This window comes from Variovorax sp. GW823-FHT04F07, assembly GCF_058795995.1.
Genome location: NZ_JBXAIG010000002.1, coordinates 654,846 through 678,077, shown reverse-complemented (window position 1 = coordinate 678,077; position 23,232 = coordinate 654,846). Strand labels below are relative to the sequence as shown.

The 23,232-nt window shown below is 69.0% G+C and carries 19 protein-coding genes; 14 read left to right on the top strand and 5 right to left on the bottom strand.

Annotated features, from left to right (window positions below):
- From xdhB to AC1RAA_RS12305, 8 genes are all read left to right on the top strand, one after another.
- A complete protein-coding gene (gene xdhB, locus AC1RAA_RS12340) occupies positions 1 to 2,460 on the top strand; it encodes a xanthine dehydrogenase molybdopterin binding subunit (RefSeq protein WP_492729059.1) in 2,460 nt (819 codons plus the stop codon).
- Between the two features lie 94 nt (positions 2,461 to 2,554).
- Entirely contained in the window at positions 2,555 to 3,550 is a 996-nt protein-coding gene (locus AC1RAA_RS12335) for a LysR family transcriptional regulator (RefSeq protein WP_062477499.1), read from the top strand.
- 76 nt (positions 3,551 to 3,626) lie between these two features.
- On the top strand, positions 3,627 to 5,024 hold the full coding sequence (locus AC1RAA_RS12330) for an NCS2 family permease (RefSeq protein ID WP_062477503.1): 1,398 nt from the start codon (positions 3,627 to 3,629) through the stop codon (positions 5,022 to 5,024).
- Between the two features lie 99 nt (positions 5,025 to 5,123).
- Complete coding sequence (locus tag AC1RAA_RS12325) at positions 5,124 to 6,674, top strand: ABC transporter ATP-binding protein (protein ID WP_095946760.1); 1,551 nt, start codon at positions 5,124 to 5,126, stop codon at positions 6,672 to 6,674.
- Positions 6,661 to 7,824, top strand: coding sequence for an ABC transporter permease (locus AC1RAA_RS12320; protein WP_070061709.1), 1,164 nt, complete (start codon positions 6,661 to 6,663; stop codon positions 7,822 to 7,824). Before AC1RAA_RS12325 ends, AC1RAA_RS12320 begins: the two co-directional genes overlap by 14 nt.
- Positions 7,825 to 7,827: 3 nt before the next feature.
- The gene (locus AC1RAA_RS12315; protein WP_070061710.1) at positions 7,828 to 8,748 is read left to right on the top strand and encodes an ABC transporter permease; all 921 of its coding nucleotides are present in this window, start codon (positions 7,828 to 7,830) and stop codon (positions 8,746 to 8,748) included.
- Between the two features lie 52 nt (positions 8,749 to 8,800).
- Positions 8,801 to 9,970, top strand: a complete 1,170-nt coding sequence (locus tag AC1RAA_RS12310; RefSeq protein ID WP_062477516.1) for a BMP family ABC transporter substrate-binding protein — start codon at positions 8,801 to 8,803, stop codon at positions 9,968 to 9,970.
- An 84-nt stretch (positions 9,971 to 10,054) separates the two neighbouring features.
- Positions 10,055 to 10,432 (top strand): hypothetical protein, encoded by a 378-nt coding sequence (locus AC1RAA_RS12305; RefSeq protein WP_492729061.1) that lies wholly within the window; start codon positions 10,055 to 10,057, stop codon positions 10,430 to 10,432.
- A gap of 6 nt (positions 10,433 to 10,438) precedes the next feature.
- On the opposite strand, the gene AC1RAA_RS12300 is transcribed toward AC1RAA_RS12305, so the two are convergent.
- From AC1RAA_RS12300 to fabA, 3 genes are all read right to left on the bottom strand, one after another.
- Positions 10,439 to 10,834, bottom strand: coding sequence for a nuclear transport factor 2 family protein (locus tag AC1RAA_RS12300; protein ID WP_492729063.1), 396 nt, complete (start codon positions 10,832 to 10,834; stop codon positions 10,439 to 10,441).
- A gap of 103 nt (positions 10,835 to 10,937) precedes the next feature.
- Positions 10,938 to 12,158: a beta-ketoacyl-ACP synthase I gene (fabB, locus tag AC1RAA_RS12295; RefSeq protein ID WP_492729065.1), complete on the bottom strand. Its 1,221-nt coding sequence runs from the start codon at positions 12,156 to 12,158 to the stop codon at positions 10,938 to 10,940.
- A gap of 10 nt (positions 12,159 to 12,168) precedes the next feature.
- Positions 12,169 to 12,684 (bottom strand): 3-hydroxyacyl-[acyl-carrier-protein] dehydratase FabA, encoded by a 516-nt coding sequence (gene fabA, locus AC1RAA_RS12290; protein ID WP_056574156.1) that lies wholly within the window; start codon positions 12,682 to 12,684, stop codon positions 12,169 to 12,171.
- Between the two features lie 234 nt (positions 12,685 to 12,918).
- On the opposite strand from fabA, the gene AC1RAA_RS12285 reads away from it, so the two are divergent.
- Positions 12,919 to 13,986, top strand: a complete 1,068-nt coding sequence (locus AC1RAA_RS12285; protein WP_369631876.1) for an adenosine deaminase — start codon at positions 12,919 to 12,921, stop codon at positions 13,984 to 13,986.
- Here AC1RAA_RS12285 and AC1RAA_RS12280 read toward each other — a convergent pair.
- Complete coding sequence (locus tag AC1RAA_RS12280; RefSeq protein WP_492729067.1) at positions 13,947 to 15,260, bottom strand: MFS transporter; 1,314 nt, start codon at positions 15,258 to 15,260, stop codon at positions 13,947 to 13,949. The genes AC1RAA_RS12285 and AC1RAA_RS12280 overlap by 40 nt on opposite strands.
- Positions 15,261 to 15,366: 106 nt before the next feature.
- Between AC1RAA_RS12280 and AC1RAA_RS12275 the strand changes: the two genes are divergently transcribed.
- The 3 genes from AC1RAA_RS12275 (at position 15,367) to AC1RAA_RS12265 (ending at position 19,872) form a co-directional block, all read left to right on the top strand.
- Entirely contained in the window at positions 15,367 to 16,320 is a 954-nt protein-coding gene (locus AC1RAA_RS12275; RefSeq protein WP_307637305.1) for a LysR substrate-binding domain-containing protein, read from the top strand.
- 88 nt (positions 16,321 to 16,408) lie between these two features.
- Positions 16,409 to 17,218 (top strand): helix-turn-helix domain-containing protein, encoded by an 810-nt coding sequence (locus tag AC1RAA_RS12270; RefSeq protein WP_369631878.1) that lies wholly within the window; start codon positions 16,409 to 16,411, stop codon positions 17,216 to 17,218.
- A 116-nt stretch (positions 17,219 to 17,334) separates the two neighbouring features.
- Positions 17,335 to 19,872, top strand: a complete 2,538-nt coding sequence (locus tag AC1RAA_RS12265) for a penicillin acylase family protein (RefSeq protein ID WP_492729070.1) — start codon at positions 17,335 to 17,337, stop codon at positions 19,870 to 19,872.
- Here AC1RAA_RS12265 and AC1RAA_RS12260 read toward each other — a convergent pair.
- Positions 19,862 to 21,121 (bottom strand): MFS transporter, encoded by a 1,260-nt coding sequence (locus AC1RAA_RS12260; protein WP_492729072.1) that lies wholly within the window; start codon positions 21,119 to 21,121, stop codon positions 19,862 to 19,864. The genes AC1RAA_RS12265 and AC1RAA_RS12260 overlap by 11 nt on opposite strands.
- Before the next feature lie 175 nt (positions 21,122 to 21,296).
- Between AC1RAA_RS12260 and AC1RAA_RS12255 the strand changes: the two genes are divergently transcribed.
- Both AC1RAA_RS12255 and AC1RAA_RS12250 read left to right on the top strand, forming a co-directional pair.
- Positions 21,297 to 22,244: a GlxA family transcriptional regulator gene (locus tag AC1RAA_RS12255; protein WP_492729073.1), complete on the top strand. Its 948-nt coding sequence runs from the start codon at positions 21,297 to 21,299 to the stop codon at positions 22,242 to 22,244.
- Positions 22,245 to 22,348: 104 nt separating this feature from the next.
- Positions 22,349 to 23,176 (top strand): SDR family NAD(P)-dependent oxidoreductase, encoded by an 828-nt coding sequence (locus AC1RAA_RS12250; RefSeq protein ID WP_492729074.1) that lies wholly within the window; start codon positions 22,349 to 22,351, stop codon positions 23,174 to 23,176.
- The last annotated feature ends 56 nt before the right edge of the window (positions 23,177 to 23,232 follow it).

Genomic DNA, 23,232 nt, shown 5'->3' with positions numbered 1-23,232 from the left:
ATGAACAAACCCATCGACGCCCGCCTGCTGCAGCCCGCCGAGGCCTTTGCCGACTACCTGAAGAACACCGCCGCCCGCATCGACGTGGGCGCCGAAGCGCTGGCGCACGGGCGCGGCATGCGCGTGGGCATCAGCCGCCCGCACGAGTCGGCGCACCTGCACGTGGCCGGCGAGGCCACCTACATCGACGACATTCCCGAACTCGCCGGCACGCTGCACTGCGCGCTGGGCCTGTCGCCGGCCGCCAACGGCCGCGTGACGGCGCTGTCGCTCGACGCCATCCGCGCCATGCCCGGCGTGGTCACGGTGCTCACCGCCGACGACATCCCCGGCACCAACGACTGCGGCTCGATCATTCACGACGACCCGATCCTGCTGCCCGTGAACGACGGCGGCGAGATCCGCTACCTCGGCCAGCCCGTGTTCGCCGTGATCGCCGAAACCCGCGATGCCGCGCGCCGCGCCGCCGCCAAGGCCAAGGACGCGATCACCCTCGAGGCGCAGCCGCCCGTCATCACGCCGCAGGACGCGCATGCGCGCGGCCAGTACGTGGTGCCGCCGATGCACATCGTGCGCAGCGGCGGGGCCGCCAACGGAGGCGACGAGGCCGCAGTGCGCGCCGCCATCGCGAAGGCGCCGCACCGCCACACCGCCACGCTCGACGTGGGCGGGCAGGAACAGTTCTACCTCGAAGGCCAGATCAGCTACGCCATCCCGAAGGAGGGCGGCACGCTGCACATCCACTGCTCGACGCAGCACCCCAGCGAGATGCAGCACCTGGTGGCGCACGCGCTGCACCTGTCCTCGAACGAGGTGCACGTGGAATGCCGGCGCATGGGCGGCGGCTTCGGCGGCAAGGAGTCGCAGTCGGCGCTGTTCGCCTGCGTGGCGGCCATCGCGGCGCGCCAGCTCCAGCGCCCCGTGAAGCTGCGCCTGGACCGCGACGACGACTTCATGATCACCGGCCGGCGCCACTGCTTCTGGTACGAGTACGACGTGGGCTACGACGACGAGGGTCGCATCCTCGGCGCCGAGATCACCATGGTGTCGCGCGCCGGCCATTCGGCCGACCTGTCGGGCCCGGTGATGACGCGCGCGCTGTGCCACTTCGACAACGCCTACTGGCTGCCCAACGTGAGCATGCACGGCTTCTCGGGCAAGACCAACACGCAGAGCAACACCGCGTTCCGCGGCTTCGGCGGCCCGCAGGGCGCCATCGCCATCGAGAACATCATGGACTCGGTGGCGCGCGAATTGAAGCGCGACCCGCTCGACGTGCGGCGCGTCAACTTCTACGGCAAGGGCGAGAACAACGTCACGCCGTACCGCCAGACCGTGACCGACAACATCGTCCACGAACTCGTGGCCGAGCTGGAGGAAACCAGCGACTACCGCCTGCGCCGCGAAGAGATCGCCGCCTTCAACGCCAAGAGCCCGGTGCTCAAGCGCGGCCTGGCGCTGGCGCCGCTGAAGTTCGGCATCTCGTTCAACGTGAAGCACTTCAACCAGGCCGGCGCGCTGGTCCATGTGTACACCGACGGCTCGATCCTCGTGAACCACGGCGGCACCGAGATGGGCCAGGGCCTGAACACCAAGGTGGCGCAGGTGGTGGCGCACGAACTGGGCGTGAGCTTCGAGCGCGTGCGCGTCACCGCGACCGACACGACCAAGGTGGCCAACACTTCGGCCACGGCCGCCTCGACCGGTGCCGACCTGAACGGCAAGGCCGCGCAGGATGCCGCGCGCCAGATCCGCGAACGCCTGGCCGCCTGCGCCGCCGAGCGCCATGGCGGCAACGCCGCCGACGTGCGCTTTGCCAACGACCAGGTCGAGGTGAACGGCCGCACGCTGGCCTTCAGCACCGTGGTGGGCGAGGCGTACCTCGACCGCAAGCAGCTGTGGTCCGACGGCTTCTACGCCACGCCCGGCCTGAGCTGGGACAAGGACAAGATGCAGGGCCGCCCGTTCTACTACTACGCCTACGGCGCGGCGGTGAGCGAGGTGGTGGTCGACACCCTCACCGGCGAATGGAAGCTGCTGCGCGCCGACATCCTGCACGACGCGGGCAAGTCGCTGAACCCGGCCGTGGACATCGGCCAGGTCGAGGGCGCCTTCATCCAGGGCATGGGCTGGCTCACCACCGAGGAGCTGGTGTGGCATCCGCAAAGCGGCAAGCTCACCACGCACGCGCCCAGCACCTACAAGATCCCGACGGCCAACGACTGCCCGCCGGTGTTCAACGTGCGCCTGTTCGAGGGCCAGAACTTCGAAGACTCGATTCACCGCAGCAAGGCCGTGGGCGAACCGCCGCTGTTGCTGCCGTTCTCGGTGTTCTTCGCCATCCGCGATGCCGTGTCGGCCGCGGGCGGGCACCGGGTCGATCCGCCGCTGAAGGCGCCGGCCACGAGCGAATCCATCCTCCGCGCCCTGACCGCGGTGCAGGCAGCCTCTGGCGAATGAGCACCGGCCGTGCTCGCACGGTCCGAGCGTCCTTCCGTTCTCCAAATGCTGCGCTGTATAACTGTTCGCACAGACAAGAAAGGTGTGAACAGCCATGAGAGACCAGGCGCTTTTCGACAAGATCGACCTTCATCTGATTCGGGTGCTTCATACCGTGCTGACCGACCGCAGCGTCTCGCGCGCCGCCATCCGCCTGGGCATGTACCAGCCGGCCGTCTCGGCCGCGCTGAAGCGCCTGCGCGAGCTGTCGGGCGACCCGCTGCTGGTGCGCTCGGGCTCGGGCATGGTGCCCACCGACGCGGGGCTGCGCATGATCGAGCCCGCGGCCAGCATCCTGCGGGCGGCCGAGATGCTGTTCTCGGATGCGCGCGGCTTCGAGCCGCAGTCGGCGGCCACCACGTTCCGCATCGCGGCCAGCGACTACATGGACCCGCTGTTCCTGCCGATGCTGGTGGCGCAGGTCAAGCGCGAGGCGCCGCTGTGCCAGATCGAGATCCATGCGCTCTCGCCCGACTCGGACTACCACGGGCACCTGGCGCTCGGGCAGGTCGACCTGGTGATCGGCAACTGGCTCAAGCCGCCGGAAGACCTGCACATGGCGCGCCTCTTTGGCGACGAGGTGGTGTCGCTGGTCAACCAGGACCATCCGGCGGTGCGCCGCGGCTGGGACCTGGAAACCTGGCTGGCGGCCGAGCACATCGCGCCCACGCCCATGCACCCGGGCGGGCGCGGCATCATCGACCAGATGCTCGACGAGCTGGGCCGGCAGCGCAACATCACGGCGCGCTGCGCGCACTTCAGCCTCATCCCGGACATGGTGGCCTCGAGCCTGCTGGTGCTCACCACCGGGCGCCAGTACTGCGAGCGTTTTGCCGCACGGCTGCCCGTGAAGATCCTCGAGTGCCCGGCTGCCTTGCCGCGCCTCATGTACTACCAGCTCTGGCACGAACGCACGCATTCGTCGAGCTCCGCGCGCTGGCTGCGCGAATGCATCAAGGGCGTGGCGGCGTCGCTGCGGCCCGGCTTCGATGCCGCGCCTGCCGCCACTGCCCGAACCCTGCCGGCTGAGCCGCTTTCCGATCCTCCCTGAGCCCTCCGTCGCGCCGGCGTCGCGACCGAGGCAACGATGAACGAACCGCCACATACAACAGCTGGAGACAAGCGAAATGAACAGGTATGAAGAGGTGCCCAAGGCCACCACTCCCCGGGCCGCCGGGGCCACCGAGGCGGCGCCGTTGCGTGCGGCCACCGCACCGGCCAACGCCGGTCTGCTGGAACGCTTTTTCAAGCTGACCGAGCACAACACCACCGTGCGCACCGAAGTCATCGCAGGGCTGACCACCTTCCTGACGATGGCCTACATCATCTTCGTGAACCCTTCGATCCTCGGGGACGCGGGCATGCCCAAGGGCGCGGTCTTCGTCGCCACCTGCCTGATCGCGGCCATCGGCACGCTGATCATGGGCCTGTACGCCAACTACCCGATAGCCATGGCGCCGGGCATGGGCCTGAACGCCTACTTCGCCTACGTGGTCGTGCTCGGCATGGGCTACACGTGGCAGACCGCGCTGGGCGCGGTGTTCATCTCGGGCTGTCTGTTCCTGATCGTGACGGTCACCGGGTTGCGGGAGCTGTTCATCGCGGGCATACCGCAGTCCTTGCGAACGGCGATCACCGTGGGCATCGGCATGTTCCTGGCGCTCATCGCGCTCAAGAGCGCGGGCGTGGTCGCGGCTTCGCCGGCCACCTTCGTCACGCTGGGCGACCTGCACTCGGCCCCCGTGATCCTGGCGACCATCGGCTTCCTAATGATCGTGGCGCTCGACCGGCTCAAGGTGCGCGGCGCCATCCTGATCGGCATCCTCACGGTGACGGTGCTGTCGTTCTTCTTCGGCGGCAACAAGTTCCACGGCGTGTTCGACGCACCGCCGTCCATCGCGCCCACCTTCATGCAACTGGACATCCTGAGCGCGCTCAAGGGCGGCATCCTGAATGTGGTGCTGGTGTTCTTCCTGGTCGAGATGTTCGACGCCACCGGCACGCTGATGGGCGTGGCCAAGCGCGCCGGCCTGCTGGTGCCCGGCAAGATGGAGCGCATGAACAAGGCGCTGCTGGCCGACAGCGGCGCGATCTTCGCGGGCTCGCTGCTGGGCACCTCGAGCACCACGGCCTACGTGGAAAGCGCGGCCGGCGTGCAAGCCGGTGGCCGCACCGGCCTCACGGCCGTGGTGGTGGCGGTGCTGTTCCTGGCCTGCCTGATGATCTCGCCGCTGGCGGGCTCGGTGCCGGCCTACGCCACCGCACCGGCGCTGCTCTTCGTGGGCTGCCTGATGCTGCGCGACCTGGTCGAGCTCGACTGGGAAGACACCACCGAGGTGATCCCGGCGGCCGTCACGGCGCTGGCCATGCCCTTCACCTACTCGATCGCCAACGGCCTGGCCTTCGGCTTCATCACCTACGCCGTGCTCAAGCTGTGCACCGGTCGGGCACGGGAAGTGCATGCGATGGTGTGGGTGATCGCGGCGATCTTCCTGTTCAAGTTCGCCTACATCGGCGGACACTGAAGGACGCGCCGTCGGGCGCCGATGGTCGCGGGGACGCTATTAAACTTATAGCTGTCCCCGCTTGTTGATGTTGAACGAGACAAACCCACGAAACCCGGCATGACAACCCCCAGACTCCAGCTGGCGCACATCACCAAGCGGTACCCCGCGGTGGTGGCCAACAGCGACATCTCCCTGGCCGTGCAGCCCGGCGAAATCCATGCCGTGCTCGGAGAGAACGGCGCGGGCAAATCGACCCTGATGAAGATCATCTACGGCTCGGTCAAGCCCGACGAAGGCACCGTCACCTTCGACGGCCAGGCGGTGAACCTGCGCAACCCGCAGCAGGCGCGGGCGCTGGGCATCAGCATGGTGTTCCAGCACTTCAGCCTGTTCGACACGCTCACCGTGGCCGAGAACGTCTGGCTGGGCCTGGACAAGTCGCTCGCGCTGGCCGAGGTGGCCCGCAGCATCACGGCCAAGGCGAGCGAGTACGGGCTGGACATCGACCCCTCGCGCCCCGTGCACACGCTGTCGGTGGGCGAGATGCAGCGGGTGGAGATCATCCGCGCGCTGCTCACCAACCCCAAGCTGCTGATCCTGGACGAGCCGACCTCGGTGCTCACGCCGCAGGCCGTGATCCGCCTGTTCGGCGTGCTGAACAAGCTGGCCTCGGAAGGCTGCAGCATCCTGTACATCAGCCACAAGCTGCACGAGATCCAGGAGCTGTGCACCGCCTGCACCGTGCTGCGCGGCGGCAAGGTCACGGGCGTGTGCAACCCGCGCAACGAGAGCACCGAATCGCTCTCGCGCCTGATGATCGGCAGCGAGCCGCCGCCGCTGCAGCACCGCCCGCTGCATGCCGGCGCGGTGGCGCTGCGCGTGCAGGGCCTGAAGCTGGCGCGCGAAGACCAGTTCGGCGTCGACCTGGACGGCATCTCGTTCGACGTGCGCGCGGGCGAGGTCGTCGGCATCGCCGGTGTCTCGGGCAACGGCCAGAAGGAACTGCTGTACACGCTCTCGGGCGAGGACGTGCGCGCCGAGCCCGCCATGGTGCGCGTGTTCGACCAGCCGGCCGGCCGGCTGCGCCCGCGCGCGCGGCGTGCGCTGGGCCTGCATTTCGTGCCCGAGGAACGGCTGGGGCGCGGCGCCGTGCCCACGCTGGGCCTGGCGCACAACCTGCTGCTCACGCGCAGCAATGCGGTGGGCAAGGGCGGCTGGATTCGCACCGCCGAGCTCGACAAGCAGGCGCGTTCCATCATCGATCGCTTCAAGGTGAAGGCCGGCGGCCCGGGCGCGGCGGCGCGCTCGCTGTCGGGCGGCAACCTGCAGAAATTCATCGTCGGTCGCGAGATCGACGCCAACCCCAAGCTCTTCATCGTCTCGCAGCCCACCTGGGGCGTGGACGTGGGCGCGGCGGCGCTCATCCATGCCGAGATCCTGGCGCTGCGCGATGCCGGCTGCGCCGTGCTCGTGATCAGCGAGGAGCTGGACGAGCTGTTCAACATCTGCGACCGGCTGCACGTGATCGCCAAGGGGCGGCTGTCGCCCTCGATCGACCGCGCGGCGGCCACGCTGCCGCAGATCGGCGAGTGGATGAGCGGCCTGTGGCCGCAGGCGCAGCCCCACCAGAACAACAACAAGAAGGAGGGCGCGCATGCTCAAGCTTGAACCCCGCCCGGAGCTGTCGCGCTTCTGGAGCTATGGCTCGCCGATCCTGGCGCTGCTGATCACCGTGCTCATCGGCGTGGCGCTGTTTGCCGCGCTCGGCAAGGACCCGGTCAAGGGCTTGCAGGTGTTCTTCTACGAACCGATCAAGAGCGGCTACGCCATCGGCGAGCTGATGGTCAAGGCCACGCCGCTGCTCATCATTGCGCTCGGCCTGGCCGTGTGCTTTCGCTCCAACGTCTGGAACATCGGCGCCGAAGGGCAGTTTGTCTGCGGCGCCATCGCGGCGGGCGGCGTGGCGCTCTTGGCCGACAAGAGCACCGGCAGCTGGATCGTCGTGGCCATCCTGCTGGCGGGCATCGCGGGGGGCATGGTGTGGGCGGGCATCGTCGCGTTCCTGCGCGACAAGTTCAACGCCAACGAAATCCTCGTGAGCCTGATGCTGGTCTACGTGGCCACGCTGATGCTGAGCTACCTGGTCTTCGGCCCCTGGAAAGATCCGCAGGGCTACAACTTCCCGCAGACCAAGACCTTCGAGGCGGTGACGCAGATCCCGCGGCTCATGAAGGGTTCGCGCGTGTCGATCGGGCTGATCATCGCGCTGGTCGGCGCGGGCGCGCTGTGGGTGTTTTTGTTCCGCACGCGCGCGGGCTTCGCGCAGCAGGTCGGCGGGCTGGCGCCCGCGGCGGCGCGCTATGCCGGCTTCTCGGCACGCCGCGCGGTGTGGATCGCGCTGCTCACCTCGGGCGGCGCGGCCGGCCTGGCCGGTGCACTCGAAGTGGCGGGCCCCATCGGCCAGCTCACGCCGTACGTGCCCGCAGGCTACGGCTTCGCGGCCATCATCGTGGCCTTCGTCGGGCGGCTGCATCCGGTGGGCATGATCTTCTCGGCCATCCTGATGAGCATGTTCTACATCGGCGGCGAGCTCGCGCAGTCGCGCCTGGGCCTGCCCAAGTCGCTCACCGGCGTGTTCCAGGGCCTGCTGCTGTTCACGCTGCTGGCCTGCGACACGCTCATCGCCTACCGCATCCGCCGCAAGGCCGGCGCCAAGGCCGCCACGTTGACCACGAGCTCGCTGCAGGTCAGCACGCCGATCACCGCGCCGACTGCGCCCGTTGCGCCGACCGCGCGTGCCACCGAAGGAGGGCTCTGAACCATGGAAAGCTACGCACTCCTCTTGGGCTCGACCCTGAGCGCGGGCACCGTGCTCGCCATCGCGGCGCTGGGCCTGTTGATCAATGAGAAGGCCGGCGTCGTCAACCTCGGCGCCGAGGGCATGATGCTGTGCGCCGCCATCGCGGGCTTCGCGACGGTGGTCATCACGCACAACCCCTGGCTCGGCTTTCTGGCCGGCATGGCGGCCGGTGCGCTGCTCGCGGCCTTCTTCGGCGTGCTGGTGATCTGGCTCAACACCAACCAGTACGCGACGGGGCTGGCGCTGAGCCTGTTCGGCGTCGGCTTCTCGGCCTTCGCGGGCATCAGCTTCGTGCAGGCCAAGCTGCCCGAGAGCACGCCCTTCGCCATTCCCGTGCTGGCCGACATTCCGCTGGCCGGCCCGGCGCTGTTCCGGCACCACCCGATGGTGTACGTGGCCGTGCTGCTGACCATCGGGCTCATCTGGTTTTTGTACCGCACCCGCGCCGGCCTCGTGCTGCGCTCGGTGGGCGAGTCGCCCGAGTCGGCGCATGCGCTGGGCTACCCGGTGCGGCGCATCCGCTTCCTGGCGGTGATCGCGGGCGGCGCGCTGTGCGGCCTGGCGGGTGCGTACCTGTCGACCGTGTACACACCGCTGTGGGTCGAGGGCATGGTCGCCGGCCGCGGCTGGATCGCGCTGGCGTTGACCACCTTCGCCACCTGGCGCCCGATCCGCGTGCTGCTCGGTGCCTACCTGTTCGGCGGCGTCTCGATGCTCGGTTTCCACCTGCAAAGCAGCGGCGTCGACGTGCCCTCGCAGTTCCTCAGCATGGCCCAGTACATCGCGCCGATCGTGGTGCTGGCGCTGATCTCGCGCAACCCCGCCTTCATCCGCATCAACATGCCGGCATCGATGGGGAAACCGTTCTACCCCGGCTCATAATCGCGTTCTCGTTTTTTTGCCAACCCGTCCTTTTCTTCCGAGGATTTCGACAATGAATGATCTGAACAAGCGTTCCCTTCTCAAGCTCGCCGCCCTCACCGCGGTGGCTTCGGCGGCCCTCATCGGCTGCGGCAAGAAGGAAGAGGCGGCCGCCCCCGCAGCATCGCCGGCGCCGGCCCCCGCGGCCGCCCCGGCCCCCGCACCGGCGGCCCCGCTGAACATCGCATTCGCCTATGTCGGTCCCGTGGGCGACGGCGGCTGGTCCTTCGCGCACGACAACGCCCGCAAGGCGCTCGAGAAGGAATTCGGCGACAAGATCAAGACCACCTTCGTCGAAAGCGTGCCCGAGTCGGCCGACGCCGAGCGCGTGTTCCGCGACTTCGTGGGCCAGGGCAACAAGCTGATCTTCGGCACCACCTTCGGCTACATGGAGCCCATGCTCAAGGTCGCCAACGACAGCAAGGACGTGAAGTTCGAGCATGCCACCGGCTACAAGACCGCCGAGAACATGCGCACCTACGACAGCCGCACCTACGAAGGCGCGTACATGGCCGGCGTGATCGCCGGTTCGATGACCAAGAGCAACACGCTGGGCGTGGTCGGCTCGGTGCCGATCCCCGAAGTGCTGCGCAACATCAACAGCTTCACGCTGGGCGCGCAGTCGGTCAACCCGAAGATCACGACCAAGGTCGTGTGGGTGAACGAGTGGTTCAGCCCGCCCAAGGAAACCGAAGCCGCCACCGCCCTCATCAACGGCGGCGCCGACGTGCTGTTCCAGAACACCGACTCGCCGGCCGTGCTCAAGACCGCCCAAGAGAAGGGCAAGCGCGCCTTCGGCTGGGACTCCGACATGACCGCCTACGGCCCGAAGGCCCACCTGGGCTCGGCCATCATCAACTGGGCGCCGTACTACATCAAGACCACGCAGGACGCGCTGGACGGCAAGTGGGCCACCGGCCAGACCTGGTGGGGCGTGAAGGAAGGCGCGATCGACATCGTCTCGATCGCCGAAGACGTGCCCGCCGAAGCCAAGGCCAAGGTCGAGGAAATCAAGAAGGGCCTGAAGGACGGCAGCTTCTCGATCTGGAAGGGCCCGATCGTCGGCCAGGACGGCAAGGAGCTGATCGCCAAGGACGCGGTCGCCGACGACAAGTTCCTGTCGGGCGTGAACTTCTACGTCAAGGGCGTGGAAGGCAAGGTGCCGGGCGGCGACAAGAAGTAATCATTGATCGATCGCTTCGGCGATTGCCACGAGAAGGGTCGTCTGCGGACGGCCCTTTTTTCATTCAGGAAAAGGATTCACACCATGAAGCTGCAGAGGGTCATGGCGGCAGGCGCGGCACTGCTGGCCGTGTCGATGTCGTTCGCCGCACCGCCGACGTTCTCGAAGGAAGAGCAGCGCCTGCGCAAGGCCGTGGACGACGCGGAAATGTGCTTTCACTTCGCCGGCGAATTCAACGGCGACGGTTCGGCGCACGACAAGGAAGTGGCGCGCCAGCAGCGCCAGCACTGCGGCAAGGAAGGCCAGCAGCTGGTGCTGCGCGCCTACCGCAAGAACCCGCAGGACACGCGCCTCTACCCGGCGGTGCTGCGGCTGGACGGGCTGATGCCGGGGCTCACGTTGCCCGCAGCCGAGAAGGCCCGGCTGTGCGCCGTGGCCAGGACGGAACTGGCCTGCCCCTGAGCGCGTTTACTGCTGCGCAGCCGCCTGCAGCTGCGCCGCCATCTTCTGGTGGATCAGGTTCACCGCCTTCAGCGGCCGCAGCATCACCTTGAACTCGGTGATCCGGCCTTCGGCGTTCCACTTCATCATGTCCACGCCGTTGATGGCGATGCCGTCCAGTTCGAGTTCGAACTCGAGCACGGCGTCGGTCGGACCCTGGAGTTCGCGCACGTAGCGAAAGCTCTCGTTGAAGAAGACCTGGAAGGCCGCGGCGAGGTACTGCTTCGTGATCGCCTTGCCGACCTGAGGCCGGTGCACCACGGGCGAGAGGAAGACGGCGTCGTCGGCCAGCAGGGCGTCGAGCCCCGCCACGTCGCGTGTCTTGACGAGCCGGTGCCAGGTGGAAAGGGTGTCGATCGCCATGGGTCTCCTCGCGCGGTGGATGGATGAAGAACGGAAAACCCAGTCTAGCGAAGCGCCTGCGGGCCCGTCGTCGCGGGCGCGACGGGGCCGGCAGGTGGCCGGGCTACGCGCCCTGCCAGCGCTTGAGCACCAGCGTGGCGTTGGTGCCGCCGAAGCCGAAGCTGTTGCTCATCACGGTGTCGACGGTGGCGTTCTCGCGCGTCGCGGTGAGGATCGGCATGTCGGCCACTTCGGGGTCGAGCGCCTCGATGTTGGCCGAGCCGGCCATGAAGTGGCCTTCCATCATCAGCAGGCAGTAGATCGCCTCGTGCACGCCGGCGGCGCCCAGCGAGTGGCCCGACAGGCTCTTGGTGGAGCTGATGGCCGGCGCCTTGTCGCCGAAGACTTCGCGCACGCCCTTCATTTCCATGACGTCGCCGACGGGCGTCGAGGTGCCGTGGGTGTTCAGGTAGTCGATGGGCGTGTCGACGGTGGACAGCGCCATCTGCATGCAGCGCACGGCGCCTTCGCCGCTGGGCGCGACCATGTCGTAGCCGTCGGAGGTGGCGCCGTAGCCGACGATCTCGGCGTAGATCTTGGCGCCGCGTGCCAGTGCGTGGTCGAGCGCCTCGACCACCACCATGCCGCCGCCGCCCGCGATGACGAAGCCGTCGCGCTCGGCGTCATAGGCACGCGAGGCCTTCTCGGGGCTGTCGTTGTACTTGGTGGATAGCGCGCCCATGGCGTCGAACAGGAACGACTGGGTCCAGTGTTCTTCCTCGCCGCCGCCGGCGAACACGATGTCCTGCTTGCCCATCTGGATCTGCTCCATGGCGTTGCCGATGCAGTGCGCGCTGGTGGCGCAGGCCGAGGCGATGGAGTAGTTCAGGCCCTTGATCTTGAAGGGCGTGGCCAGGCAGGCCGACACGGTGCTGCTCATGGTGCGCGTCACGCGGTAGGGGCCGACGCGCTTGACGCCCTTTTCGCGCAGCAGGTCGAGCGCTTCCATCTGGTTCAGCGTGGAGGCGCCGCCCGAGCCGGCGATGAGGCCGGTGCGCGGGTTCGACACCTGCTCGTCGGTCAGGCCGGCATCGGCAACGGCGTCCTTCATGGCCAGGTAGGCGTAGGCCGCCGCGTGGCCGACGAAGCGATAGAGCTTGCGGTCGATGAGGTCTTCGAGGGGAAGGTCGATGGAGCCGGCCACCTGGCTGCGCAGGCCCATGTCGGCGTAGGCCGGCTGGAACCGGATGCCGGGGCGGCTGGCGCGCAGGTTGGCGGAGACGGTCTCCTTGTCGTTGCCCAGGCACGAAACGATGCCCAGACCGGTGATGACGACGCGGCGCATGGCGAAACCCTCAGAAGTTGTCGGTGGAAGTGAACACGCCGACCCGCAGGCCCTCGGCGGTGTAGATCTGGCGGCCGTCGACGCTCACCGAGCCGTCGGCGATGGCCAGGTTCAGCTTGCCCTTGAGCACGCGCTTGATCTGGATGCTGTAGGTGACGAGCTTGGCGGTCGGCAGGACCTGGCCCGTGAACTTCACTTCACCCGAGCCCAGGGCCCGGCCACGGCCCGGCAGGCCCTGCCAGCCGAGGAAGAAGCCCACCAGCTGCCACATGGCGTCCAGGCCCAGGCAGCCCGGCATCACCGGGTCGCCTTCGAAGTGGCAGGCGAAGAACCACAGGTCGGGCGTGATGTCGAGTTCGGCCGTGAGTTCGCCCTTGCCGTAGGTACCGCCCTCGGCGCTGATGTGGGTGATGCGGTCCACCATCAGCATGTTCGGGGCGGGCAGCTGGGCGTTGCCGGGGCCGAACAGTTCGCCGCGGCTGCAGCGCAGCAGGTCTTCGCGGGTGAAGGCGTTTTGTAGGGTCATGCGAGTCGATCAAGGACGGCGCCAGGGGCACGAATGCACGCTGCGCGCGGATTGGAGGGAACACGCCCGATGCCGGGCCTGCCGGGGTCCAAGCCTAGCGCATCCGCCATGGCCCGATTTGACCCAGATCAGTTTGGGGGAAATGGGGCTGGCAGCGTATACGTTTTCGGGGATGCCGCGCAGGGTGTCTGCCCTTATGCTGTGCGCGATCACAACGTCGATTTCCCACGCCCCATGACCGATTCCAGCCGCCCCCTCTTCGACCCCAGCTTCGCGCAGCGCATTCCCGCCGAACGCCTGCCCGAGCTGCTGCGCGCCATGCCCAAGGCCGAACTGCACATGCACATCGAAGGCTCGCTCGAGCCCGAGCTGATCTTCGCGCTCGCGCAGCGAAACGGTGTCTCGATCCCGTATGCCAGCGTGGAAGACCTGCGCAAGGCCTACGCCTTCACCAACCTGCAGACCTTTCTCGACATCTACTACGCCGGCGCCAGCGTGCTGCTGAAGGAGCAGGACTTCTACGACATGGCCTGGGCCTACCTGGAGCGCGCCGCCGCCGACCAGGTGGTGCACACCGAGATGTTCTTCGACCCGCAGACGCACACGGCGCGCGGCGTGGCCATGGAAACGGTGGTCAACGGCCTGCACCGCGCCTGCGTCGATGCGCTGCCCAAGCTGGGCGTGAGCGCCTCGCTCATCCTGTGCTTCCTGCGCCACCTGAGCGAGGAAGAGGCCTTCGAGACGCTGGAGCAGGCGCTGCCGTACCGCGACAAGTTCATCGGCGTGGGGCTCGACTCGAGCGAGGTCGGCCACCCGCCCGAGAAGTTCGCGCGCGTGTTCGCACGCTGCCGCGAACTGGGCTTTCACCTCGTCGCGCACGCGGGCGAAGAGGGCCCACCGGCCTACGTGTGGAGCGCGCTCGACGTGCTGAAGGTCGAGCGCGTCGACCACGGCGTGCAAAGCGCGAAAGACCCGGCACTGATGAAGCGGCTGGCGCAGGACCGCATTCCGCTCACCGTGTGCCCGCTGTCGAACCTCAAGCTGTGCGTGTTCCCCGACCTGTCGCAGCACAACCTGGGCGCGCTGCTCGACGCGGGGCTGGTCGCCACCGTCAACTCGGACGACCCGGCCTACTTCGGCGGCTACATGAACCAGAACTTCACGCAGACCTTCGCCGCCACCGGCCTGGGCGTGCAACAGGCCTGGCAGCTCGCGGCGAACAGCTTCGAGGGCAGCTTCATCGACGCGGCCGCCAAGCGCGCCTACGTCGACCGGCTCAACGCCGTCTTCGCGACCTTCTGAGCCAGCTCGGCCGTGCAGGCGCCGGGATCGGCGTTGCGGCGCGGCACGAGCAGCGGCATGGCCACCAGCGCGCAGGCGCTGGCCGCCAGCCACACGACCGGCCAGCCCTGCAGCGCCAGCAGGTGCGGAATCGAGAAGGGCGTGACGAAGCACACGAGGAACACGCTGGTGTTCGCCATGCCCAATGCGGTGCCGGCGCGCGCCGCGCCGGCCAGCGTGGCCAGCTCGGTGTACGCCACGCCGTGCCAGGCCGACACGCACACGCCGCTCACCGCCAGCAGCGCGATCAGCGCCAGCCGCAGCGGTGTGGAGGGTGCCTCGGTGCCCGCCGCCATCACCAGCGCGGCCAGGCCCGCGAACAGCACCACGCTGAGCGCGCTGCAGGCGCGCAGGTAGGCCGGGCGGTTGCGGCGGCGGTCGGTCCAGCGGCCGCTCCACACGCGCATCGCCATCGCGCCGACCTGCACGAAGACCATGGCGGCGGTGATCGTGCCCAGGCCCACGTGGCCGAAGTCGTGCAGGAACACCGTGCCGAAGGACAGCACCGCGAACTGCGGCGCGCACAGGATGCCGATGCCGGCCACGATGCGCCACACGCGCACGTCGCGCAGCGGGCCGGTCTTCGGCGCCGGTGCTTCCACGCTCGTGTGGCGGGGCGCCACGGGCGGCTCGTGCACCCAGGCCCAACTCATCGCCGCGCTCAGCGCGCACAGCAGCGCCAGCAGGCCGTACAGCGCGGCAAAGCCGAAGTGCAGCGCCACGAAGGGCAGCACCAGCGCGCCGATGCCGCCGCCCATCGGCACGGCGGTCTGGCGGATGCTCATGGCCAGGCCGCGCTCGCCGGCGTCGAACCAGGTCATCACCGCGCGCCCGCTGGCGCCGTTCACGCTGCCTCCGAGCAGGCCCACCAGCAGCAGCCCCGCGCCCAGCACGCCGAGGCCCGGCACATGGCCGGCGCCCGGCGCGGCCCACAGCGCCATCGCGACCAGCGCGATTGCCGTGCTGCCCAGCCCGGCCAGCAGCACGGGGCGGTCGCCCCAGCGGTCGGTCAGCAGGCCCCAGGGCAGCTCGCTCACGGCGATGCCCAGGCCCATGAGGCCGAGCACCAGGCCGAGCGCGGCGTTGTCCAGCTGGTAGCCAGTGCGCATGAGCACGGCGGTCATGGGAATGCCGCTGAAGGCGACCGAGAAGGCCGCGTTGGCGGCCACGCCGGCGGCGAGCACCTTCCAGCGGTGGCGGGGCGACAGCGGGGTGGAGGAGGGCGAATGGGTCATGTTGCAGCGCAGTGTCCACCGCTGCAAAGGTTTTGAAAATCAGAAAATAATGAGCGGATCGTCCTGAAATTCAGGATGATTGAGAGACCTCATGCAAGGACCCGCGATGACCCAGGTGATGTTCGATCTCGACGTGCTGCGCACCTTTTCCACCGGCATGGCCCTCGGCAGCTACGCGCGCGCGGCCGACAAGTTGGGCCGCTCGACCTCGGCCGTGAGCGCGCAGCTCAAGAAGCTGGAGTCGCAGGCCGGCACCGTGCTGTTCCGCAAGGAGGGCCGCGGCCTGGCGCTCACCGATGCCGGCGAGACGCTGCTGGCCTACGCGCACCGCATGCTCGAGCTCAACGACGAGGCCAGCGCCGCCCTGCGTGGCGCCGACCTGCAGGGCTGGGTGCGGCTGGGCCTGCAGGAAGACTTCGGCGAGACGCTGCTGCCGGCCGTGCTCGGCCGCTTCGCGCGTGCCCATCCCAAGGTGCGCATCGAGGCCTGCGTGGCGCGCAGCGGCGAGCTGCGCGAGCGGCTCGAGCTGGGCCAGCTCGACCTGGCGCTGGCCTGGGACGCGGGCGACCAGCCGCTGTCGCCGCATGCCGAGCGCGTGGCGCGGATGCCGCTGCTGTGGATCGGCCCCACGGCGCCCGAGCGCGTCGATGCGCCCTGGTGGACCGAGCGCGAGCACCGCGCGGGCGTCCGCGCCGTGAAGAGCAAGGAGCCGTTGCCGCTCATCATGCTCGACGCCCCGTGCCCGCTGCGCGAGATCGTCATCACCGCGCTCGACCGCGCCGGCCTGCCGTGGCGCCGCGCCTTCGGCAGCGCCAGCCTGGCGGCGCTGTGGGCCGCGACCTCGGCCGGCCTGGGCCTGACCGTGCGCACGCCGTTCGGCTTGCCTGCGCATGTGCGCGCGCTCGACCGCGCGGTGCTCTCGCTGCCGGCGCTGCCGCAGATCTCGCTCGTGCTGTACCGCGCGCAGGCCCGCGCCGAGGCCCCGGCGAGCCGGCTGGCCACGCTGCTGCTGGAGGCCGTGCGCCAGCATCTGCAGCTCGAGACCGTGCAACCCCGCTGAGCGCAGGCCCTTGCGCGGGCCGCCGCCGCGATGCGTGAGAATCCGCCGCTGGAGACAAGTACAAGAGACAAGACCCAAGCGAGACGGCATGACCACCACGCGGCACAACTCCCTGCACCTGTGGGACGACAGGTTCCTCTACATCACGCCGGCGATCCAGTCGGGGCTCACGGCGCGTTCGTCGGCCACGCTGCTGGCCTCGGTGAGCGGCCATCCCTTCACGCTGGAGGCGGTCGACGGCACGCGCGTGCGCTGCACCGCCGCGCTGGTGGGGCCGCACGTGTCGCGCCGGCTCGATGTCGACGGCTGCGGACTGCTGTCGCTCAACCTCGACCCGGCCTCCAGCGCCTACCGCATGCTCTCGCGGCACCTGGGCGGCCACGGCATCCAGCCGCTCGACGCGCGCCGCTTCGGCCGCGCGCGCGACGACTTCGAACCGGCGCAGCACGGCGCGCTGTCCGACCGGCGCCTGCAGGTGCTGAGTTCGAAGCTGGTCACGTCGATCACCGAGTGCCCCGAGCTGCAGGCCGTCATCGACCCGCGCATCGACCGCGTGCTGCAGGCCATCCGCACGCATGCGGGGCAGATCCCGCTGCGCGAGCTGTCGGCACTGGCCTTTCTTTCGCCCGACCGGCTCACGCACCTGTTCGCGCAGCAGGTGGGCGTGTCGATCAAGCGCTATGCGCTGTGGACCAAGGTGCGCCGCACGGTGCAGCAGTTCACCGCGCGCCGCCCGCTGACCGACGTGGCGTTGGTCAGCGGCTTCACCGACGCGGCGCACATGAGCCGCACCTTCCAGCGCTACTTCGGCCTGTCGCCGTCCTTCCTGTCGAACCAGGTGCGCGTGACGGCCGACGAGCAGGCCTCGCACGCGTGGGGGCGCGGCCTCGCGCACTGAGGCGCCTTCGAAGGTCTCCAGGCGCGGCGCAGGACAGCGGCTGCGTTCAAGCCGCAGCCGGCCTGCCTGCCTAAGCTGGCGGTGCTCCATCAAGAGAGCATCAACCGGAGACATCCATGAGACAGACATCCTCGCGCGGCGCCATGCCGCTGTCCCTGCTCGCGTTGGTCACAGCGACCACGCTCACCGCCTGCGGTGGCGGTGGTGGAGGCGGCAACGGGTTCCCGTTCTTTCCCATCGGCGGCAACCCGCCCACCAACCCGCCGGCCGAAGGCGCCTACAAGGCCGAGATCCGCCGCACCGCCCTGGGCGTGCCGCACATCAAGGCCGACAACTGGCCCGGCGTGGGCTACGGCTACGGTTTTGCGCAGGCGGAAGACGACCTGTGCACGATGGCCGACTCCTTCCTCACCTACCGCGGCGAGCGTTCGCAGTACCTCGGCGGCGATGCGCAGCTCGTGGCCAGCAGCACCATCGCGCGGCCGAAGAACATCGACTCCGACTTCTTCCACAAGCAGGTGATCTCGGCCGACGTGCTCGCGAAGATGATCGCCGCCCAGCCCGACAACCTGAAGCAGCTGGTCGAGGGCTTCGCCGCCGGCTACAACCGCTACGTGCGCGACGTGAAGGCCGGCGGCACGGCGCACCAGGCCTGCCGCAACGAAGCCTGGGTGAAGCCCATCACTGCCGAGGACATCTACCGCCGCATGTACGCGGCCAACCTCGCGGGCGGCTACAGCGTCTTCCTGCCGAACATCGCCAATGCGATCGCACCGGCACCGGCGGCGCCCACCAAGATGGCCGCGCGCGGCGGCGCGAAGAAGCCCGCGCTGCAGCTGGCGGCGGCCAGCGTGCCCGTGCCCAAGCTGCTGCAGGTGGGCGGCAAGGAGGGCGTGGGCAGCAACATGATCGGCTTCGGCACGGCCGCCACCGGCGACAGCAGCCCGCTGCTCTTCGGCAACCCGCACTGGTACTGGCGCGGACCGGACCGCTTCTACCAGGCACAGCTCACGATTCCGGGCCAGCTCAACATCAGCGGCACCTCGTTCCTCGGCATCCCGGTGATCCTCATCGGCTTCAACGACAACATCGCGTGGAGCCACACGGTGTCCACCGCGCGGCGCTTCGGCTTCTACGAACTGAAGCTCGCGGCGGGCGACCCGACCAGCTACATGCGCGACGGCAAGCCCGTGAAGATGCAGGCGCTCAACATCACCGTCAACGTGAAGCAGGCCGACGGCAGCGTGGCGCCGGTGACGCGCACGCTCTACAAGTCGGAGTACGGTCCGATGGTCAACCTGGCCGCGGCGGGTGCGCCCTATGCCTGGAGCCAGACCACGGCCTTCGCGATCCGCGACATCAACGGCGAGAACTACCGCACCTTCAAGAACTGGCTGCGCTGGAACCAGGCCAAGTCGCTCGACGAGTTCATTGCCATCCAGCGCGAGGAAGCGGCCATTCCGTGGGTCAACACCGTGGCCGTGGGCCGCGGCGCGGCCAAGGCCTGGTATGCCGACATCGGCGCGGTTCCCAACGTGTCGCCCACCCAGGTGGCCAGCTGCACGACACCGCTGGGTGCGGCAGCCGCCTCCTCGTTCCCGCTCGCGCCGTTCTTCGACGGCTCGAAGAGCGAATGCGACTGGCAGACCGATGCCGACTCGGCGCAGAAGGGCGCCATCGGCGCGGCCCGCTTGCCGAGCCTGTTGCGCGACGACTATGTCGAGAACTCGAACGACAGCTACTGGCTCGCGAACCCGAAGGCGCCGATGACCGGCTACCCGGCCATCATGGGACCCGCGGGCACGGCGCCAGTGAGCTTCCGCACGCGCTTGGGCAACCTGATGGCGCAGGCACGCATCGACGGCACCGACAGCTACGCCGGCAAGGCGGCCACGCCGGAGACCGTCAAGCAGATGGTGCTCAACAGCCGCGTGCTGACGGCCGAACTGTTCAAGGACCAGGCGCTGGCCATGGTGTGCGCGACGCCGACGATCAACGTGGCGAGTGATCCGCAAGGCGGCGCAGCCATCGGGCGCGACGTGGACACCGGCCCGGCCTGCGCGGTGCTCAGGGCCTGGAACAACACGGGCACGCTCGGCGCGCGCGGCGCACACATCTGGGACGAGTTCTGGAACCGCGCGTCGCTGCAATCCGCCGCCACGCTCTACAACGTGCCCTTCAGCGCGAGCGATCCGATCCACACGCCACGTGACCTGAAGGCCGGTGCCGCGAGTGCCCTGCAGCAGGCCTTCGGCGCGGCCGTCGCGCGCGTGGAGGCCAGCGGCTTCGCACTCGATGCACAGCGTGGCGACTACCTGTTCGCCACGCGCGGCGGCCAGAAGATCCCGCTGTACGGCGGCTGCCACGGCCCGGGCTACTTCACCATCGCGTGCTCGGAGAACCGTCTGGACAAGGGCGGCTACACCATGGACGGCAACCCGAACGGCAACAGCTACATGCAGATCGTGCGCTTCCCCGAGGGTGGCGTCGAGGCGCACACCTTCCTCACGTTCTCGCTCTCGGACGACCCGGCCTCGGCGCACAACGCCGACTACACCCGGGCCTACAGCGCGGGGCAGTGGTTGAAGGTGCCGTTCTCCGAAGCGGAGATCAAGGGCGACGCGGCCTACCGCAGCGCCGTCGTCAGCGAGTAGCCGACGACGCAGCCGCGCGCTGCGCGAGCCAGTTCCACCCGGCGCCTGCGGCCATGAGCACGCAGGTGCCGAGGAACACGGCGCGCATGCCGACGTGCCCGCCCACGAAGCCGCCCAGCAGCGGGCCCGCCACCTGGCCCGCGTACTGCGCCGACGTCGAGTAGCCCAGCATGTTGCCGGCCACGCGTTCGGGCACGTTGTGGCGGATCACGCTCGCGATGCACGGCAGCAGCCCACCGAGCGACAGCCCCATCAGGAAGCGCAGCACCACCAGTTGCCAGCCTGCCGTGACGAAGGCCTGCGGAATCAGCAGCAGCGCCGACACCGCGAGACAGCCGACGATCACGTTCCAGTGCCCCACGCGGTCGGCCAGCTTGCCCAGCCGCGAGGCCGAGAGGATGCTGCCGAGTGCCGCAGCCGACATCACGAGGCCGGCCATCATCGTCACGCGCTGCGGGTCGTCGAGCAGCGTGGCGACGTAGACCGTGATGATCGGCTCGATCGACATGTTCGCCAGCATCAGCAGCATGCCGGTGAAGAGCATCGCGACCAGCGGGCGCTTGTCGGGCACGGCGGCCCAGCCGGTGTCGTCGGAGGCGCCGCGCTGCTTCGCTGCGGAAGGCGCCTTCTTCTCTTCACGGATGAGAAAGGCCGTCGCGAGAAAGGCGATGAAGATCATCGCGCCCGCCGCGAAGAAGGTGTTGCGGATGCCGACCAGCGGCGGCAGCACCCCGCCCACCAGCGGCCCCACGAGGTTGCCCGCCATGATGGCCGACGACATCGTGCCCAGCGCCCAGCCGGTGCGGTCCTTGGGCGTCTGCGTGGCGACCAGCACCATCGAGCCCGAGGCGTACCCGCCGAGCAGCCCCGCCAGCAGCCGCAGGCCCACGAGCTGCCACACGTTGGCCGCCAGGCCGATCAGCGCCATCGCCACCGCCATGCCGAGGCTTGCGCGGATCAGCATCGGCTTGCGCCCGTAGCGGTCGGCCAGCCGGCCCCACAGCGGCGCGACCAGCGCGGCGCTCAGGAAGGTGGCGCCGTAGGCCGCGCCCGACCACTGCACGATGGCGGCGTGGTCCTTCACGCCGAGCTGCTCGACGTACAGCGGCAGGAAGGGCAGCAGCAGCGTCATCGCGATGATGGTCGTGAAGGAGCCGAACATGCAGACGGCGAGGTTGCGCTGCCAGTATGCGTGGGCGCCCGGTTCGGCTGTGGGGGCGCCTGCTGTCGTTGTCGTCGGGTTGGTCATGGTGGGGAGCGCCCATTGTGGGACGACCCGCGCTGGCTGGCGCTTGCCGATTGGTGGGGACACCCATCGCGGCGCGGGAAGGGCGCGGGCCGTATCCCTCCCGCTGGCGCGGTGTGACGGGTTGGTCTAGCCTTGTGTCTACTACCTCTAACAACCCTCTTTTCAGGACATGGCCATGAAACGCATCGGCATGCTCGTCTTCCCCGGCTTCCAGATCCTCGACCTCGCTGCCATTGCCGCCTTCGAGCTCGCGAACCTCCATGCCGGCAAGCAGGTCTACCAGGTCGAGCTGCTGTCGGAGGAGGGCGGCCCCGTGGCCAGCTCGTCGGGCGTGGTCACCGACAGCAAGCGCTTCGGCACGGGGAAATTCGACACGCTGGTGATGAGCGGCGCGCTCTTCATCGCGCCCACGTCCGAGAAGATGTGCCGCTTCCTGCGCGCGGGGCTGCGCAACGCGCGCCGCGTGACCAGCATCTGCACCGGCGCCTTCGGGCTGGCGGACGCGGGCCTGCTCGACGGACGCCGGGCGACCACGCACTGGTCCTTTGCGGGCGAACTGCAGAAGCGCCATCCCGCCGTCAAGGTGCAGCCCGACCGCATCTTCATCAACGACGGGCCGGTGTGGACCTCGGCCGGCATGACGGCGGGCATCGACCTCGTGCTGGCGCTGGTGGAAGAAGACCTCGGCGTGGAGGCGGCACGGTTCGCGGCGAGGAAGCTGGTCGTGTACCACCGCCGCGCGGGCGGGCAGTCGCAGCATTCCGCGCTGCTCGAGTTGGCGCCCAAGTCGGATCGCATCCAGAAGGCGCTGGTGCATGCGCGCGCCAACCTGCGCGAGACGCTGTCGGTGGACGAACTGGCCGAGGTCGCGCACCTCAGCCCGCGCCAGTTCAGCCGCGCCTTCAAGGCCGAGACCGGGCAGTCGCCGGCGCACGCGGTCGAGAACCTGCGCGTGGAGGCGGCACGCGCGCTGATCGACGAGGGCAGCCTCGCGCTCGGCGTGGTCGCGCGCGAAACGGGCTTCGGCGACCCCGAGCGCATGCGCCGCGCCTTCCTGCGCACGCTGGGGCATCCGCCGCAGAGCGTGCGCCGCGTGGCCCGTCGGGAGGCCGCGGCGGCTTGAGCAGCGCATGTCCTGAAAGGTGGCTTATATGACATTTACGCCATCGCCTTGCAGGAAGAGACTTCTCCCCACGGCCACACACCCGTGGCGACGAAGGAAACTCCATGACTGCAACGCAAGCAAATCCGAACAAGGGCACGGCCCTCATCACCGGCGCGTCGTCGGGCATCGGCGCCGTGTACGCGGACCGTCTCGCGCGGCGCGGCTTCGACCTGATCCTGGTGGCGCGCAACCGCGAGCGCCTTGCCGCGCTGGCCGCGAAGCTCTCTGACGAGACCGGGCGCAAGGTCGAGGTTCTTCCGGCCGACCTGTCCGACCGGAAGGACATCGCGTCCGTGGAAGCCGTGCTGCGCACTCGCGGCGACATCACCCTGCTGGTGAACAACGCCGGCTTCGGCGCCGCCGGGCCGCTGCTCGGCTCGGACATCGACAAGATGGCGGACATGATCGAGCTCAACGTGAGCGCGCTCACGCGGCTCACCTACGCGGCTGTGCCGGGTTTCGTCGAACGCGGCGGCGGCACGCTGGTGAACATCGCCTCCATCGTGGCGATCTCGCCCGAGACGCTCAACGGCGTGTACGGCGGCACCAAGGCCTTCGTGCTGGCGCTGAGCCAGTCGCTGCAGCACGAGCTGAAGGACAAGGGCGTGCGCGTGCAGGCGGTGCTGCCTGGCGCGACAGCCACCGAGTTCTGGGGCGTTGCGGGCGTGCCGATGGCGCACCTGCCCAAGGAGATCGTGATGACGGCAGAAGACATGGTCGACGCGGCCCTCGCGGGGCTCGACCAAGGCGAGCAGGTCACGATTCCGGCGCTGCCTGATCTGGCCGAGTGGGATGCGTTCGATGCGGCGCGGCGTGCGATGTCGGGCCGGTTGTCCAGCACGGCGCCGGCGGCGCGCTACGGCGTCGGTGCCACCGCGCTACTGGCATGACGCCTGCGTTCGGCGGGTGAGGCCGTCGGTCGTGCACGAAGAAGACGTGCCCCAGG

Coding starts and splice junctions, on each gene's coding strand:
- AC1RAA_RS12275 (WP_307637305.1), top strand. CDS start 15,367: ATGACCCAGGTGATGTTCGATCTCGACGTGCTGCGCACCTTTTCCACC.
- fabB (WP_492729065.1), bottom strand. CDS start 12,158: ATGCGCCGCGTCGTCATCACCGGTCTGGGCATCGTTTCGTGCCTGGGC.
- AC1RAA_RS12280 (WP_492729067.1), bottom strand. CDS start 15,260: ATGACCCATTCGCCCTCCTCCACCCCGCTGTCGCCCCGCCACCGCTGG.
- AC1RAA_RS12255 (WP_492729073.1), top strand. CDS start 21,297: ATGAAACGCATCGGCATGCTCGTCTTCCCCGGCTTCCAGATCCTCGAC.
- AC1RAA_RS12285 (WP_369631876.1), top strand. CDS start 12,919: ATGACCGATTCCAGCCGCCCCCTCTTCGACCCCAGCTTCGCGCAGCGC.
- fabA (WP_056574156.1), bottom strand. CDS start 12,684: ATGACCCTACAAAACGCCTTCACCCGCGAAGACCTGCTGCGCTGCAGC.
- AC1RAA_RS12305 (WP_492729061.1), top strand. CDS start 10,055: ATGAAGCTGCAGAGGGTCATGGCGGCAGGCGCGGCACTGCTGGCCGTG.
- AC1RAA_RS12265 (WP_492729070.1), top strand. CDS start 17,335: ATGAGACAGACATCCTCGCGCGGCGCCATGCCGCTGTCCCTGCTCGCG.
- AC1RAA_RS12320 (WP_070061709.1), top strand. CDS start 6,661: ATGCTCAAGCTTGAACCCCGCCCGGAGCTGTCGCGCTTCTGGAGCTAT.
- AC1RAA_RS12315 (WP_070061710.1), top strand. CDS start 7,828: ATGGAAAGCTACGCACTCCTCTTGGGCTCGACCCTGAGCGCGGGCACC.
- AC1RAA_RS12250 (WP_492729074.1), top strand. CDS start 22,349: ATGACTGCAACGCAAGCAAATCCGAACAAGGGCACGGCCCTCATCACC.
- AC1RAA_RS12270 (WP_369631878.1), top strand. CDS start 16,409: ATGACCACCACGCGGCACAACTCCCTGCACCTGTGGGACGACAGGTTC.
- AC1RAA_RS12325 (WP_095946760.1), top strand. CDS start 5,124: ATGACAACCCCCAGACTCCAGCTGGCGCACATCACCAAGCGGTACCCC.
- AC1RAA_RS12335 (WP_062477499.1), top strand. CDS start 2,555: ATGAGAGACCAGGCGCTTTTCGACAAGATCGACCTTCATCTGATTCGG.
- AC1RAA_RS12300 (WP_492729063.1), bottom strand. CDS start 10,834: ATGGCGATCGACACCCTTTCCACCTGGCACCGGCTCGTCAAGACACGC.
- AC1RAA_RS12330 (WP_062477503.1), top strand. CDS start 3,627: ATGAACAGGTATGAAGAGGTGCCCAAGGCCACCACTCCCCGGGCCGCC.
- xdhB (WP_492729059.1), top strand. CDS start 1: ATGAACAAACCCATCGACGCCCGCCTGCTGCAGCCCGCCGAGGCCTTT.
- AC1RAA_RS12310 (WP_062477516.1), top strand. CDS start 8,801: ATGAATGATCTGAACAAGCGTTCCCTTCTCAAGCTCGCCGCCCTCACC.
- AC1RAA_RS12260 (WP_492729072.1), bottom strand. CDS start 21,121: ATGACCAACCCGACGACAACGACAGCAGGCGCCCCCACAGCCGAACCG.